The sequence below is a fragment of the Brotaphodocola sp. genome, assembly GCF_050873065.1.
Lineage (GTDB): Bacteria > Bacillota > Clostridia > Lachnospirales > Lachnospiraceae > Brotaphodocola.
Genome location: NZ_JBNMIC010000009.1, coordinates 56568 through 71954 on the forward strand (window position 1 = coordinate 56568; position 15387 = coordinate 71954).

Annotated in this window: 11 protein-coding genes; all 11 read right to left on the reverse strand. The window is 51.8% G+C overall.

Going from position 1 to position 15387, the window contains the following annotated elements:
* Positions 1 to 130 precede the first annotated feature (130 nt).
* The 11 genes from ACR0QE_RS04300 to ACR0QE_RS04350 all read right to left on the reverse strand — a co-directional run bounded on the left by ACR0QE_RS04300 (position 131) and on the right by ACR0QE_RS04350 (position 14996).
* Positions 131 to 1087 carry a transporter substrate-binding domain-containing protein gene (locus ACR0QE_RS04300; protein WP_432627131.1) on the reverse strand — a complete coding sequence of 319 codons (957 nt, stop codon included), beginning with the start codon at positions 1085 to 1087 and terminating at the stop codon, positions 131 to 133.
* Between the two features lie 275 nt (positions 1088 to 1362).
* Positions 1363 to 3204, reverse strand: a complete 1842-nt coding sequence (locus tag ACR0QE_RS04305) for a VanW family protein (RefSeq protein WP_432627132.1) — start codon at positions 3202 to 3204, stop codon at positions 1363 to 1365.
* A gap of 59 nt (positions 3205 to 3263) precedes the next feature.
* Entirely contained in the window at positions 3264 to 5336 is a 2073-nt protein-coding gene (locus ACR0QE_RS04310) for a L,D-transpeptidase family protein (RefSeq protein ID WP_432627133.1), read from the reverse strand.
* 262 nt (positions 5337 to 5598) lie between these two features.
* Positions 5599 to 7002 carry a L,D-transpeptidase family protein gene (locus ACR0QE_RS04315; protein ID WP_432627134.1) on the reverse strand — a complete coding sequence of 468 codons (1404 nt, stop codon included), beginning with the start codon at positions 7000 to 7002 and terminating at the stop codon, positions 5599 to 5601.
* Positions 7003 to 7176: 174 nt separating this feature from the next.
* A complete protein-coding gene (locus tag ACR0QE_RS04320) occupies positions 7177 to 8109 on the reverse strand; it encodes a patatin-like phospholipase family protein (protein WP_432627135.1) in 933 nt (310 codons plus the stop codon).
* A 105-nt stretch (positions 8110 to 8214) separates the two neighbouring features.
* Complete coding sequence (locus ACR0QE_RS04325; protein ID WP_432627136.1) at positions 8215 to 9108, reverse strand: SseB family protein; 894 nt, start codon at positions 9106 to 9108, stop codon at positions 8215 to 8217.
* Positions 9109 to 9308: 200 nt separating this feature from the next.
* The gene (locus ACR0QE_RS04330) at positions 9309 to 10412 is read right to left on the reverse strand and encodes an ABC transporter ATP-binding protein (RefSeq protein WP_432627137.1); all 1104 of its coding nucleotides are present in this window, start codon (positions 10410 to 10412) and stop codon (positions 9309 to 9311) included.
* Between the two features lie 7 nt (positions 10413 to 10419).
* Positions 10420 to 11463, reverse strand: coding sequence for a FecCD family ABC transporter permease (locus tag ACR0QE_RS04335; protein ID WP_432627138.1), 1044 nt, complete (start codon positions 11461 to 11463; stop codon positions 10420 to 10422).
* Between the two features lie 68 nt (positions 11464 to 11531).
* Positions 11532 to 12776, reverse strand: a complete 1245-nt coding sequence (locus tag ACR0QE_RS04340; RefSeq protein ID WP_432627142.1) for an ABC transporter substrate-binding protein — start codon at positions 12774 to 12776, stop codon at positions 11532 to 11534.
* Entirely contained in the window at positions 12773 to 13762 is a 990-nt protein-coding gene (locus tag ACR0QE_RS04345) for a hypothetical protein (RefSeq protein WP_432627139.1), read from the reverse strand. Before ACR0QE_RS04345 ends, ACR0QE_RS04340 begins: the two co-directional genes overlap by 4 nt.
* Before the next feature lie 196 nt (positions 13763 to 13958).
* Entirely contained in the window at positions 13959 to 14996 is a 1038-nt protein-coding gene (locus ACR0QE_RS04350; RefSeq protein WP_432627140.1) for a sirohydrochlorin cobaltochelatase, read from the reverse strand.
* Between the last annotated feature and the right edge of the window lie 391 nt (positions 14997 to 15387).

The following is a 15387-nucleotide window of genomic DNA, read 5'->3' on the forward strand; positions in this document are numbered from 1 at the left end:
CCCAAAGGCGACGCAAGGCGAAGAAGCCCGCGCAGGGACTCTCTTCGCCGTCAGAGCCGTCAAAACATCTGTTTTAAAGTTTCAAAATTGTCCGGTTTCACTTTCCGGTCTGATTGCCCGGTTTGATTTCCTAGTTTGCCAGAGGCTGAACAGCAATTGCCTCATCCATCATCTTTGCGTAATCATCCTTATTCATGGTAGCCAGAACGCCGTTGATGGCATCTTTCAGCTCAGTGTTGCCCTTCTTTAAGGAGATACCGATGTTGATGTCCTCATCGCTTACCTGGAAGTCATTGTCACCGCCGCCAAACTCAAGCATCTTGAAGTCCGGGTAAGCAACCAGAGCGCCCTTACCGGTCGGCTGGTCGGTAACTACGATGTCACACTTGTCTGCCTCGAGGGACATCAGCATATCCGGTGCGCTTGCGGTAGCGGACAGGATATTTGCATCTTTAATCTGCGGGAGACATACGGTGTACCAGATTGTGCTCTGCTGAGAGGTGCAGGTTGCGCCGGCAAGATCTGCAACACTTGCTGCATTCTCATACTTTCCGCCCTTCTTTACCAGAGTTACGATGCTTGCATAGTAGTACGGATCGGTGAAATCCACTGCCTCCTGACGCTCCTTCGTGATTGACTGGCCTGCGATGACGCAGTCTACCTGACCGGTCTGGACTGCCGGAATCAGGGAATCCCAGTCAAGACGGACGATCTGCAGATCATAGCCGAGCTCATCTGCAATCTTTTTTGCCATCATAACATCATAGCCATATGCGTACTCATTGCTGTCTGCAATCGGAACAGCGCCGTTGGAATCATCCGGCTGGGTCCAGTTGTACGGTGCATAAGCGCACTCCATTGCTACTTTTAAGACTTTCTTGTCTGCGGAATCTGCCTTTGCATCTTTCGCATCTTCCTTCTTCTCGTCCTTTGCAGCCTCGCTGCTCTCTGCTCCTGCCTCAGTGCTCTCTGCCTTTGTCTCTGCTGCTGTGGTTGCAGATGCACTGCTTCCTCCGCATGCAGTCAGAGATGCTGCTGCCATGACTGCTGCTGCGGCTGCAGTCAGAACTTTTAAATTCTTCTTCATAATTGTATCCTCCTCTGTGTTCTATCTCTCCTTGGACTCAAAATGAGGGTAAGAAAATCCCCTTTCCCCGGGGACCCCCTTGCCCTCATCATTCATCCTTTTTTGACTGTACCTATCATACAACCCTAAAAAACGTTTGTCAATTCCTTTTCTGCCAGATCTGACAGGGAATTTGTTCCTGTACACAGGCAGGCATTTTCTGAACTAAAAATGCCGTATGATACAGTAGTAGCACATTTTTTCTGAATCGAAACTTCCGTATTTTTCTTTTTTCTTTAAGAGAGCGGCGGAACAATCGGCACATCGGAGGAAGTCGGTGCGGAACCCGGAGCCTGCTGCTCTGCCTGCGGTCCGTTGTTCGGGGACTCTGCCTTTGTCTCAGCTTTGGTTTCCGCTTTTGTCTCAGCTTTCGTCTCGGCCTTGGTTTCTGCCTTGGTCTCAGCTTTCGTTGCCTTTGCTTTCGTCTCCTCGCTCTTTGTCTCCTTCGGCTTTGCCTTTGTCTCTTCCTTAGTCTCAGCCTTCGTTGACTTCGACTTTGTCTCCTCCGTCGTTCTTTCCGCGTTCTCTCTCTTCGTCTCCGTGTTCTCCGACGTCGAGTTCGTATTCGCAGAATTTGACGAGTTGGTCGAGTTCTTTACGCTTCCGCTGTCAGCACCCGTCGTCGCAGTCTGGCCATTCTCAGAAGTGGATCCGGAAACTCCTGCCGTGTTGCGGTGAATCTCTGCGGCATGTCCCTGATAAACTTTGGTGTGGTCCTGAGTTCTTGAGACTTCCTGACCATTCTGGTAAACCACCTTGTAGGTAACCCAACGGCTTCCGCTCGTTCCAGCCTTCACCGTCTTCTCCGTTCCCGGTTTGAGGGAGACATCCTCGACATAAACCGGATCCGGCGGATCAAGCTCCTCTGCCTTCTCTGAGACGAGATCCCAGGTCTCACCCTCCGGCAGAACGCGGATTCCGTAGAGAGATACGCTTGCCTTGCGGTTCGAGTAGCTTGCAAGAATTCCGACCGGATACTCGGAAGTATTCACAAACCGGAAATCCGGGTAATCCCAGCTGATCGCTGCATCCTGTCCCGGAGTCACATAGTTCGGCTCAAACGTGTGAGAGCGACGGTAAGTCACTTCCATTCCAGCCTGGAACACAACGCGGTACAGAGTACTCGACATCTGGCAGACACCGCCGCCGACTTCCTGAACGACCTCGCCGCTGTTGTAGGCAGCTGCCTCCTGATATCCCTTCTCCGGAGTGCGCTGTCCGACAACCGCATTGAAGGAGAATTCCTCTCCCGGCTGGACGATCGTACCGTTGAGCGCCTGCGCGGCAAGGCGGACATTGGTATTTCTCTTCTCGTTCTCCGTCGTCTCCGTCGTGAACGTCGCAAGTGTTGTGTACTTCTGACGCGCCTCATCGATCGAGAGCTGCTGGACATTGTCGCCAAACTCAGCCTGAATTACTGCGTCGAACTGACCATTCTTCACGGCACTCACAAGGTCGGATGTCAGCTTCTCCTCATTGAGTTTCAGACCGGAACAGCCATCACTGAAGAGAAACTGGCCGCTCGCGGAATCATAGCGGTCAATAACGGCGTTTTTCGCTTTCTTATCCCACTCCTGTGCATATTTTGCAGCCTGATCGGCGGCAAGTTTCTGAAGCTTCGTCTCATCGAGCTGATGCTCTCCGGTCGCTCCGTCCTGATAAATGTCGGTCAGGCACTCACTGATCCACTCTTTTGCAAGATCCGGAACTGCCTCCGTCTCATCGCTCTCCTCATCCTGCTTGATCTGGATCGCCCACGGATAGCTCTTTAAGATCTCCGTCAGAGCCGCTTCCTTCGTCAGTCCGTTTAACGCAATTCCGTTGACTGTCAGGTTCGTACAGGTCTCTGCCGCTCCGCTCTCTGCTCCACTCTCTGCCGTCGTCACTGTCTTGGGTGCGGAGGAGGCACCACTTCTTCCCTTCACAACCGCTCCGACAATCAGCGCTGCCATCAGAACGACTGCGCCTCCTGCCAGAACAACTGCGGAAGATCCGCGTCTCTTTTTCTTCTTTCCGCGCACTTTCGGTCCCTGATAAGATGACCGGAATTTGCGCTCACGCTCAGGTTCTCTTTTCATAACTATCTCTCCTCAAAAAATCTTTATTTCTATTTTCAGCGGCATCTTCGGCATTTTTTTTAATGATAGCACAACACTGCCGTTCCGGCTGAAATATTTTCAAAAATGGTTTTTGCCACCGCCGGCGGAAGGTTGATGCATCCGTGAGATCCGTTTGTCTTGTAGATCGTTCCGCCGAAACTCGATCTCCAGTAAGCGTCATGCATACCGATTCCGCCGTTGAACGGCATCCAGTAGGAAACCGGCGTTGCATAGTTTGCTCCCTTCAGCGTCGCATTTCTCTGCTTGTAATTCAGCGGATAAGCTCCGGCAGGCGTGCTCCATCCCTTCGACTCATTTCCAGACACGAAGTCTGACTGGACAACAAGATTTCCGCCTTTATAGAAGTAGAGATGCTGTGCACTCAGGTTGATCTCCACATAGGTGCTTCCATAATCATTTCCGTCATGCGAAGCTGCTTTCTGGGAATACTGAGGCTCGCGCTCCTGCGTCTCACCCGCCTCAATCAGTCCTCTTAACGTCGATGCCTCCGCATCCTGATTGATCTTCCAGCCGTAAGGTCCCTTGATCGTCACAGTTCTGCCCCCGGTCGTCTTCAAGGTCTTCGGCTGATAAGCCGTATTTCTCTCCTTTGCCATCTGCGCCACATACTCGACAATCTTTGAAGAACTTAAAACCGGATTTCCCTCTCCGTCATCCGACAGCCAGGTATTGATCGTGTCACCGTCAAGCGTCTGGTGCGCACTTCCAAACTTATAGGTGATTTTTGCACCCACATATTTATTCCATGCAGCGACTTTATTCTGCAAATCTTCATTCTCCGAAGTGATCGACGGTTTCAGATAAACATCTGCATCCTCGAGAGAGACCTCATCGCGAAGACTGATCACTGCATCAGAGATTACTGCGAGTGCTGCCTGCTCATCGAGTGTATTTCCCTGAACTTCCGCAACTACCTGATAGCCGGTTCCACTGATATAATCCGAGCGGTGCGCATCGACCGGAGCCGTCACCTGGGCCGGATCCATGCACGCCAGACTGTGGAAAACATCGTTCATCTTTGTCTCATCAAAGGCAACGATCGTATCCATCGTAAAGACGCGCTCCGTTCGCAGATATTTTCCCCAGACATATGGATTCTGATCCTCAATCAGCTTTTCAAGAGTTCCGTCATACACCGGATGCAGATCGATCTGAGGTCCCTTAAGCTGTTCGGTCTGGTCTCCTCGCTCCCGGATTGTGATTGTATACTGGTTAATTCCAGCCTCAATCTGCTCTTTCACCTGATCGGGTGTCAGACCGGAGGCGTCAATGCCGTTGATCGATGTATTTGGGAAATAGACGTTCTTGTATTTCTGTGCCATTCCGGCATAGACTCCGCCTGCCACGACAAGGGCTACTCCGGCTGCAATTCCGAGTCCCTTAAAAACTGCCTTTGCAGAGACGGAAGAATGTTTTTCCCCGTCTGCGCCCGATGCAGCCTCCTGGCGCATCGCCTCCGCCTCCTGGCGAAGTGCTTCCTCTCTCGCCGCACGGCTTCTCGACATTCCTCTGCGGGGCATCGGCATCTCTACAGCCGCTGCTCCCCCTGCGGAAGTCTCAAACGCAGCCACCTCGACCGGTGCGTTCTGACGCGCGCGGCTTCTTCTCGGCTCACGGTCAGAGCCTGTATTTCTCCGGGAACTCTCTTTCAGAGTCTCTTTTAAGCTCTCTTTTTTATTCTCCCCTGATCTTTCTCTCGGACTCTCTCTTCTTAAATCTTCTTCTCTTGTACTCTCTTTTCTGGAAACTTCTCTTCTTGTATGTTCTCTCTTTGAATCCTCACTCTGAGGTTGTCTTCTCCGGCTTCGCGCACGCGTCTGTCTGCGCTCGCCTGCTTCCTCCTGAATCTCCGGCTCCTCCGACCATTCAGGATTCAAAATCTCTGCGGTCATTTTTGCCGGTTCCGGACTGGATGAGGATCTGGAAGATTCCGAACGGTTCTCCCGCTTTCCCTGACGCTTTGCACGCTCCGGGCGCTCCGAGCGTTCTTCCCTCTCCCTATGTTCCTGTTCTGTCCTTGCATTTCCCCGTCTCCGGCTTCTTCCGCGAAGATTGATCTCCTCCGCTGTGCCTGCATTCTGGTCTGTCATATCTCTTCTTCCTTTATCTATCCATCCTTTGTTTCTGCAATCAGCCTGTATCCTGCCAGTTTTCCCGCCAGTTTTTCTGTCAGCTTTCCTGTTAATTTTTGCTGGCTTTCCTTCCGGCCCTTGTGCTAATTAACTCTTCTGGCATCCAGCATTCTCCATCTCACGCCCCAAAAAGCGGAACTGCCACAGGTCTCCCCGCAGCAATCCCGCTCTGTTTCGCTCCCGAAATCCGGCAACCACTTCCGTTCTTTCTATTCTGTCCCTACTGGTAACAGATCACCGGAATGCCCTTGTATACCAGATCATAGAGAAGTTTTGCCTTCTCCGGCGGGAGATTCACACAGCCGTGGCTTCCGCTCGTCTGATAAATCTTGCCGCCAAACTTGCTTCTCCATTTCGCATCATGGAATCCGATTCCGCCGTTGAACGGCATCCAGTAGGAAACCGGGCTCTCGTACTCGTATGTTCCATCTGCTTTCTTCGCTCCGCGCAGAACACGGTCTTTTTCCTTATAGGTCAGGCTGTAAAGACCTGCCGGAGTCGTGTAATTCTTTGACACATTTCCGGTAACGCACGGTGCATCCCAGACAACGCTTCCGTCTTTCGTCATATAGACATGCTGTCCGGTCAGATCCACCTCAACATAGGTGGTTCCCCACTCCTGTGCGGAATGGTTGACTGCCGTCTGGGAAAACTGCGGTTCTCTCGACTGCGTCTGTCCGGTGCGGATCATTCCGATCAGCGCATCGGTCTCCGCATTCTGATCGAGCTTCCAGCCATAAGGCCCGCTCACACTCACATCGCGGCCAGTCGCCGTGTGGAACGTGCGCGCCGTTCCTGCCGTGTTGTACTTTGATGCCAGAGTCTGCACCCATGCAGCTGCCTGATCCCGGTTCACCTGAATCTGACCGTCAGCCGTTCCCGTGATCCAGGAACAGATTGTCGCAGAGTCGAGCACATCGCTCTGATCTCCCACCACGTAAGTGATGCTCATCTCGCGAACCTGATTGAGCGTATCGCAGAGACTCTTCAGTCCCTCGTCATCTTTTGTGACTGTGACTGCATAATAACACCCTGAAGCCTCAAGGTCAACCTCTGAATTTCCAGAAGTGACTGCATTTTTCACTGTCTCGAGAACTTTTTCGGGATAAAGATTATTTCCATTTACCTCGGGAATGATCTCAAACGGCTGTCCCTCCTGATAGGAGGAGATATAGGCATCCGCCGTCGTCACGATCCCGCTGCCGCTCAGACAGTTCAGTGCATTTACCTTATCCGTCAATGCCTGCTCGTCAAATGTGTTTGCCATATCTGTCCGGCTCGAATTGTCCACATCCGGTCCAAACGTCCGTCCGGAGGCATTCTGCTGATCCAGAATGTTCTGGAGAAATCCGTCCGGAAGCCCAACTGCGAATCCGATATCGGTTCCGTTTATCGTCTCTTCCTTTCCGCCTCTCTCCTTTATCTTCAACTGATATTTGCTGGAGTAAAAACTGCTGATATGCTCTGCAGCCTGCTCCACCGTCATACCGCCGATTCCAAGCCCGTTGACCGAAGTGCCTGAAACAAACTGCGAATCATCCGCCATCGCTGTCATAGACACTGCCAGACCGAATGCCGCTGTCAGAATCATCCGGCAGATATTCGTCTTCCATCTTCGTCTCATCAAAAACCTGCTTTCTGACCGTGCCTCAATTTGGAGTTCCCGGAAGTTTTCAACTCCTCTGTAAATCTTCTCCTGCACAGTTATCCTTATTATAGAGTTCTCAAACTGCCCCGTCAAGTAAAGAGCATCGACAGAAATCTTACAAATTTAATAAGATTATTGTTCATGCGCTGCTCAACCTGTGATGGATTTTCCCGAAAAATACGTTTGCACCGCCCGGACTCCATTTTCAAAGAGTCCCTCGCAGTCCTCGGCTGTGAGATCAAAATCTGTCGCGTGGATCGTTCTCTCCCGCTCCCCGGCTCCCACCGTTGTGGAAATCCAGACAATCTGCCTTTCGTCCTCCTCCGGGCGAAGGCTGTTGTCGATCGCCTCCATGCAGGTTGAGACGAGGGCTCTCAGATAATCAGGCAGATTGTGTCTGACTCTCCAGTAATCTGCCCCCGCCACCTCATCCCGATCGAGAAACTGAAATCCATATGTCGGACAATCCGGATCCTCCTCCGCCTCCATCGCCCAGATCGGGAAATTGCTCAGCAGCCCTCCGTCCGCAAGCAGATGTTCCCTCCCCTTCGCGTCCCGAAGTGAGACCGGCTCAAAAAATACCGGAATGCTCGAACTTGCGAGCACGGCTCTCGCGACCGGAAAAGTCTCCGGATTCAGGCCTAAGAAGCTCAAATCATCCGGAAAAATCAGGAGGCGGCGCATCGACAGATCGCTGACCGGAATGATCAGCCGCTTTCCTCTCCGGTGAATATCCCCGAATGTCCGGACTCCCCGCGCTTCAAGCACCTGCTCCATCCATCTCTCCAGATAGCGGTTGTTGTAAACGCCGAGAGAAAAGAGAAGGGACAGCAGTTTTCCCACTGTCCCGAAGTTATCCACCATATCCCGCCCACGAAACTTTCGGTAATTCAGTGTCTCCATCTCTCTCTTCAATTCCTGGCACTCATAACCGGCTGCCAGAAGCGCAGCGACCACAGCACCGGCGGACGAGCCTGCCAAGGATTCAAACCGGTATCCTTCCTGTTCCATCCCGCAGGCAGCCCCGACATGGCCGATCCCGCGCACGCCTCCGCCCTCAAAAACCCCCTTACAGCATTTCATGCATACCCCTCCGTGAAAATATTTCCATGATATTCCCATGAAAGGATATGCATAAACAATTTGAAAGGAGCTTATTTTATCTTGCTTTTTCTTTATTTCTCTTCCTTACTTTTCTTCCTTGTCGTCTTCCTTCTCAGCTGCGGAAGAACCTGCCTCGCGGATTGCTGCCGCTGCCGCATTCGCTGCTGCCTTTGCAACCGCTGCCGGATCATTTGCCGGAACCGCATTCATAACCGGAATCGGACGGGTGATCTGAAGCGGAAGATTGACTCCCAGCATATTTAAGATGACACCCTTTGCATCCTTGTCCAGGACTTTCGGAAGCTGCTCTGCCTTCACGATTACCGGGCGGAAACTGTCATCCTGGCAGAATTTGCGAAACTCCAAGACATCGGTAAATACCGGCTGGTACTTCTCGCCATCCTTGAGCTTAATCATCGGAGTCGCATTGGTATCCTTCTGGATTGCAAAAATCAGGCTGCTCTTGCGAAAGTCTGCAAGCATCTCCTCCTGAAGTTCTTTTAAGCGCTCCTTCGTATCCTCCTCTGCCGGTCTGCGAAGCTCCTGGGCAAAGTAAGCTGCCGTCAGATGAAGCTGCGGGTTCTCCACCCATACAGATCCGTCCGGTGCTTCCTTCTGATCTCTCTTCTTCACGATCTCCTGAAGCTGCATTGCAGTCTCCTCGCCCTTAAAGCTTAAGCGCAGTGCATTGACACCCATTGTATACAGAGTGGTGAAAAACAGAAGCATCTGCTTGGATGCCAGTTTCATCACGGTTGTCGGAATCTTCTTCTGTGCCAGCTCCTCAGTCTTTGCCTTTGCACTCTGCTCGTCAAAGTAAATCAGAACCTCATCATCAAAAGTTTCCGGATCACACTCTACATAAGGAGCTCTGGTGCAGGCGGACATCAGAATGAAGAATTCTCCCTCTTCCTTTGTCAGTCTGATCAGAAGCTCTTTCTTTCCTTCTGTAATTTCCACGTTCTTCTCGTCGCTCATAGCCACTCTCCCTGTCTCCATATTTATCACATCCACAACGTCTCTATCTATTCACAATCTCTATCTTGATGTGCCTGTATGTTTCTTTATGGACGCATGGCTTCATTATACAAGGTTTCGTTTGCTTTGTAAATCCTTTCTGTCCGGCGCCCGAATTCCAATTTCTGCCCGAAAGGCTGTTCTTTCTCCATAAAAGCCTCTCAAGAATTCTCGAGAATTCCCAGATTTTCTGCGAGCCGTAAGAGCTCCTCATTTCTTCGGTTCATCATTCCAAAATGATCCACGGTACAATATGCCTTCCGGCAGCTTCTCAGGACTTCAGCCGCACGCGCAAATTCCGCCTCACCAACCGGCTCAAATGCCGGGGAGGAAATCAGATCCGCCGCCAATGCCCGCGCAACCGGGTACTCCACATCATTTTCCGCAATCACCCCTGCCGCAAACGGCAGGTTCTGTCTCTGAAGGCGCCGATAAAGCGGAATTGCCGCTCCGCCGCCGCCGATCACAAAGATCTCCGGCTTTCCCTCCGGCCGCTCAAGCTCCGCCGTCCCGGTCTGGGCACAGAATGTTCCCCGTTTAATCTGATAGAGTTCTGTGATGTTCTGATCCGTGAAGATTTCTTCCGGGGTTCCGAAACGTTCAATCTTCTCCTGTCCGACGCAGACGATATAGTCCGAGATTCTCTCCGCAAGATCCAGTTCATGAAGAGACATCAGCACTGCGATCCCCCGGCTTTGCACCAGATCTTTCAGCAGAGCAAGCAGTTCCAGTTTGTGGCTGATGTCGAGGTAGGAAGTCGGTTCGTCGAGCACGAGGACTTCCGGTTCCTGCGCAATCGCTCTCGCGAGAAGGACTCTCTGGCGTTGTCCGTCACTGATCCGGGCAAATTCCCGGTCCGAAAGCTCCTCTGCGTGCACAAGTTCCATCGCCTCCCGCACTTTCTTCCGGTCCGCCTGCGTCAAAATTCCAAATCTTCCCGTGTAGGGATAACGTCCCGCCTCGACCACCTCCCGGCAGGTCATCTGCTCGGGGCGGACTTTCTGCGTCATCATCACTGCCAGTTTTCTCGCCATCTCCGTTGCCGACATCGTGCCCATTTCTCTCCCGTCGAGATACACGGCTCCGCCAAGCAGAGGAAGCTGACCGATCACACTCTTTAAGATTGTCGATTTTCCGGCCCCATTCGGCCCAATCAGCGTCACAATCTGACCACTGCGCACCTCAAGTGCAATCTCCGCAATCAGGGGATGTGTCCCGTATCCGACCGCCATGTGTTCAGTTTGAATTTTCGATGTTTTTTCCATCTTCCATCTACTCCTTGTGTCTTCTCTTCACCATCATCCAGATCACAACCGGCGCGCCAAAGACCGCCGTCACGGTGCTGATCGAGAGTTCTGTCGGTGCAAAGATCGTCCGCGCAATCAGATCGCACAACAGACAAAATCCCGCCCCTCCAAGGAAACAGCCCGGAATCACAAACAGCGGTTTTGAGGTCCCGAAAATCCGGCGTACCAGCTGGGGAACCGCAATCCCGACAAAGGAGATCGGCCCCGCAAAAGCGGTCACGCAGGCAGAGAGAATACTGGAAAGAAGGATCAGCTCTACGCGAAATCTCCGGATGTTCACTCCCATGCTCCTCGCATACTCCTCACCGAGCTGACACGCCCCGATCGGTTTTGCAAGCAGCATTGCCATCGCCATTCCAAACAGCGTCACAACTGCCATGACCCTCACATTTTCCCAGGAAATTCCCGAGAAACTTCCCATGGACCAGTTGTGAAGATTTACAATCTTTGCGTCATCTGCAAACGTCACAACAAAGTCCGTGATCGCAGAACAGATATAACCGATCATCACCCCGCACACGACAAGCATCGACATGGAGCGCACACGGCCGGAACACACGAGAACAAAGCCCATCGAAATCAGGGAGCCGGCAAAGGCCGCCGCAATCAGGGATGCCGATCCAAGCGCAATCCCCCGCCCGAGAAAGACAATCATCACGAGCGCCACAACCATCTTTGCGCCGGAGGAAATTCCAAGCACAAACGGTCCCGCAATCGGATTTGCAAAAAAGGTCTGAAGCAGAAAACCGGACACTGAGAGGATTCCGCCGAGAAGCGCCGCCGCGAGAAGACGCGGAAGGCGGATATCCCAGACAATGTGATAGGCGACTTCATTTTCCGTAGTTCCAAATAAAATTTCAAGAATCTCTGAGGGGGAGAGCGCGACGCTCCCGGCATTGATATTCCAGAAGATAAGCAGAATCAGAAGTGCAGACAGGCAGAGATAAGTAAGCTGCACACGAAACCGCAGCCTGCTCTCCGGGGAGATTTTTCCTTTTTCAATGTTCATTTTTCTGCCTCCTCTCTTTGTTGCGCCATATATGCTATGAAATTTTTCAACACGTGAACTGTGAGCTATCACTTAAGCGGATGCAGGTACGTCATTTCCGCCGGATCCGGCTCTTCCTCCGTAAACAGGTGGTGCAGGTCAAGAATCATATCTCCAAGTCCCATGCTCTCCTGAAACATATTTTTTCCGGTGCACCAGACATGTCCCTCTTTCACCGCCTTGAATCCCGAGAGCAGACTGCTCTTTGCGAGAAAATCCGAGAGGTTTTCCAGTTCCCCGTCAATCGTGCTGTTATAAATCAGATAGTCCGCATCCTTCGCCTCCGCGTAGAAAGCCTCCATCTGCATATTCATCGTGGAGAGGGCATTGCCATTGTCCTCAATATTCTGGGGCACCGGAACACCGCCCGCCATCCGGATCATCTCCGAGATATAGTCCCCGGGTTTTCTGACATTGACGTAGCCGTTGGAGCTGATATAGAAAAATGCTGCCGTCTTTCCCGAAGCCTGCTTAGTGACAATCTGTTCGACTTCTTTTGCCTTTTCCTCAAAGCAGGCTTCTGCTTCCTCCTCTTTTCCGAGAAGAACTCCGTAAAGTTTGATCCACTCCATGCGCCCGAGAGGACTCTTCTCGTAGCTTGAGCGCTCCACAAGCACCGGAATTCCGAGTTTCTCAAGCTGCTCTTTCACTTCGGGAGAATGCATGATCATCGTGGATTCAATCGCCAGATCACAGGATTTTGCGAGAATCCGCTCATAATCAGGCGCGCTGTACTTTCCGGCATAAATCATTGCGCCGGACTCCATCGCCTGTTTTGCCTCATCAAGGTACCATCCACTCTCCTGTGTTCCCGAAAGCGTCACTTTGTCAATCGCATTCAGACTGCGAAAGAGATCCATCGCAGACGTTGCCGCCAGATAAATATTTGAGAGCGGGCGGGAAATCACAGTCACGCCCTCCGGAATGTGCTCCGGAATCTTTGCTCCCTCCGGCACAACGAGATAGGTGTCCGAATCCCCGATCACAATCTTCTCATACCCATCCTCATACTTCTCAACAGAAAACTGATCGGCATAGCGCAGATTCATCGTCTCCTGAGCCTTCATCTTCTCCCAATCCGGAGAATCTGACTCTTCCCCTCCCGCATGATCTGCTTCTGTATTCTCTATCGCTGCACTCTTTTCCCCGGCATCTGTGGCATCTGTGATTTCCGAATTTCTTGTCTCACTTTTTGCGCATCCGCTCAGCGCAATTCCTGCGCAGAGCAGTGCCGCAATTAGAAAGACCGGTCTTCTTCTCTTCCTCTCCATCAGTTTTCTGCCTTCAGGGAGGAGGAGTCAAATGTCAGCGTGTAGGAGATCTCGTGCGGCTGGCTCATCGCAACTGTATCTGCAAGCACTGCCAGTTTGCGGTCAAACTCTGCAACCGGGATCTCAAACGCAGAATGATCGCCCTCTCCAACCTGACCGATGCGGTCATACTTCACATCATCTACCTTCATGTAATCATAATTCGGACTGCTCCAGATGACTTCTGCCATCACAACTCCATCCTTGACTGTCAGATGGGTCGGGGACGTCACAGAAACTTTTCCGGAACCGCCATCCATCTTCACTTCAACCGTGTAGGTGCCGTCCTTGAGTCCAAGGCTCTCTGCCGTCACGATCGTTCCTTCCGCATACGCCTCTGACGGAAGGGAATCCGCACGGAAGACAATCTCTCTGTCATACCATTTCTCTTTCTTTTTGCTGAATGCGCTGCAGTCAATTCCCTTATCGAGTGCCTCCACCGGCACGGTAAACGTGCAGGATCCGTCTGCTGCGGTCTCTGCCGGGATCGTCTTGCTCTCCTCTTCGTCTGCCGCCTCCTCAGCCTTTCCAAGATACAGTTTTCCGTAACCGCTTCCGCTCATCGTCATGACCGCCTGCATCTTGCCGTCCTTCACGGTGAGTTCACATTTCGTCACGGTAAACATGCTGGAGCTCGAATCCACTTTCACCTCATAAGTACCCTCTTTGAGTGCATCTGCCAGGACCGGCTCCATTCCCTCCTCGACGACTTCTTTCGCCTCAACAGTCTCATCCCCGGATGCCACTGCGCCGGATTTCTCCGCCTCTGCCGCCTTGTCGGAAACACTCTCTGCGCTCTGTGCTGACTCTGCGCCCGTTGCGTTCTCCGTGCTCTGTGCTGACTCTGTGCCGGCCGCATTTGTGCCCTTATTTCCACCTGCACATCCGGTTGCAAGCACCGTCGCTGCCGCACACATCAAAAACATCTTTGATATTGTTCTCTTCTTCATCTCACTTTTTTCTTCCTCTTCTTTTTCTGTTTCTCTTTTTATTTTACGAAAAAAGACCAGCGACCAGTTTTTCTCCCGGTCCCCGGTCTTTTTGTACAGTTTCTTTTTCAGTTTATTCAATTCCGGGCAAAATCAGAGTCCGCAAAGACTCATCGCGTCATTCACCCGGAATTCCATTTTCTTGAAATATCGCCAATTACTTAGACAGATTGTCGATAGCAGCCTGTGCATGCTCTACAAACAGCTGCTGAATCGGCTCAAGCTCGCCAAGACCGCGTACCAGGCAGGTTACCTCGTAGCCGGCATCCTCAAAGGTCTTCTTCCAGGAACCATCCTCGTCTCCTGCCATATCATTGTTTGCATGGTCGCCTGCAACGATCATCAGCGGCTCAAGAACAACTTTCTTGTATCCGCCCTCTTTTACCTTTGCCAAAACATCATCAAGACTCGGAGTTGCCTCCACGGTGCCGACATAGTAATTCTTGTAACCGGACTCTGTCAGCAGATCCTGCATCTTTCCATAAATCTGGTTGGAATCTGCCTCGGTTCCATGACCCATAAAGCAGATTGCAGTCTCACCGTCATCGTACTCAGCGGTTGCCTCGGTGATTGCTTTCATCACTGCCTTGAAATCCTCATCGCTCGTCAGAAGCGGCTCGCCGATCGATACCTTCTCAAACGCATCAGAGCGCTCTGCAACCTCATTGACAAGATCAGTGTACTCAAGACCATTCATCAGATGGGTCGGCTGGATCACGAGTCTCTTCACGCCGTTCTTCTCTGCGCGGTCAAGTGCCTCGGTGACATTGTCGATCACCTCGTTGTCGCGGGATTTCACATGGTCAATGATGATCTGGCTCGTGAATGCACGGCGAACGGAATAATCCGGGAATGCCTTCTCAAGTGCATCCTCGATTGCACCGACGGTCATGCGGCGATTGTCGTTGTAGCTCGTTCCGAAGCTGACTACCATCAACTCATCCTCGCCGATCTCGTCCTGATTTCTCGGGTTGTCCTTGGACGCATCGCCGGTGTTGTAGTTCTCTTCCTCTTCTTCCTCAGCCTCAGCTGTGGTCTCTGCCCCGGTAGTCTCCTCTGCCTTCGTCTCCTCTGCACTGCTCTGTGCCTCAGTCGTCTCCGCAGAAGAAGTCTCCTTTGCTGTGTTGGAACATCCTGCCACTACCGCCATCGTCGCTGCCGCTGCAAATAAAGCTGCCATTTTTTTCAGTTTCATCCTTTTTTCCTCCTCTTTCCGCAAACCTGTAATTTCACCTAAATACCAAATCACCTAGGATCTCTCAGGCCTTTGCTCTATCCGTTTTCATCGGACAGGAAAAAGTTCCCACAAAAAAATGATTCTGAACAAAATAACAGCTTTCTCATTCTTCTTCCTGCGTTTTCGGTCTCTGAACCGACAGCAAAATCAAGCAGAATGCTTCTACGCGCTGCATCTGTTCGAGACCTCTACGCAAATATAGTTCGTCGGTGAACTGCCCATTGTCTAAAGCCAATGGGCTTCCTGCTTCACAGACCTCGTGACCTACTATCTCCACAGGCGTTAATTCGGGCAGTCCCCGCCCTATATATTTATTCTTCTTATGCTATTTGTCGTAATCCCTCTGCCA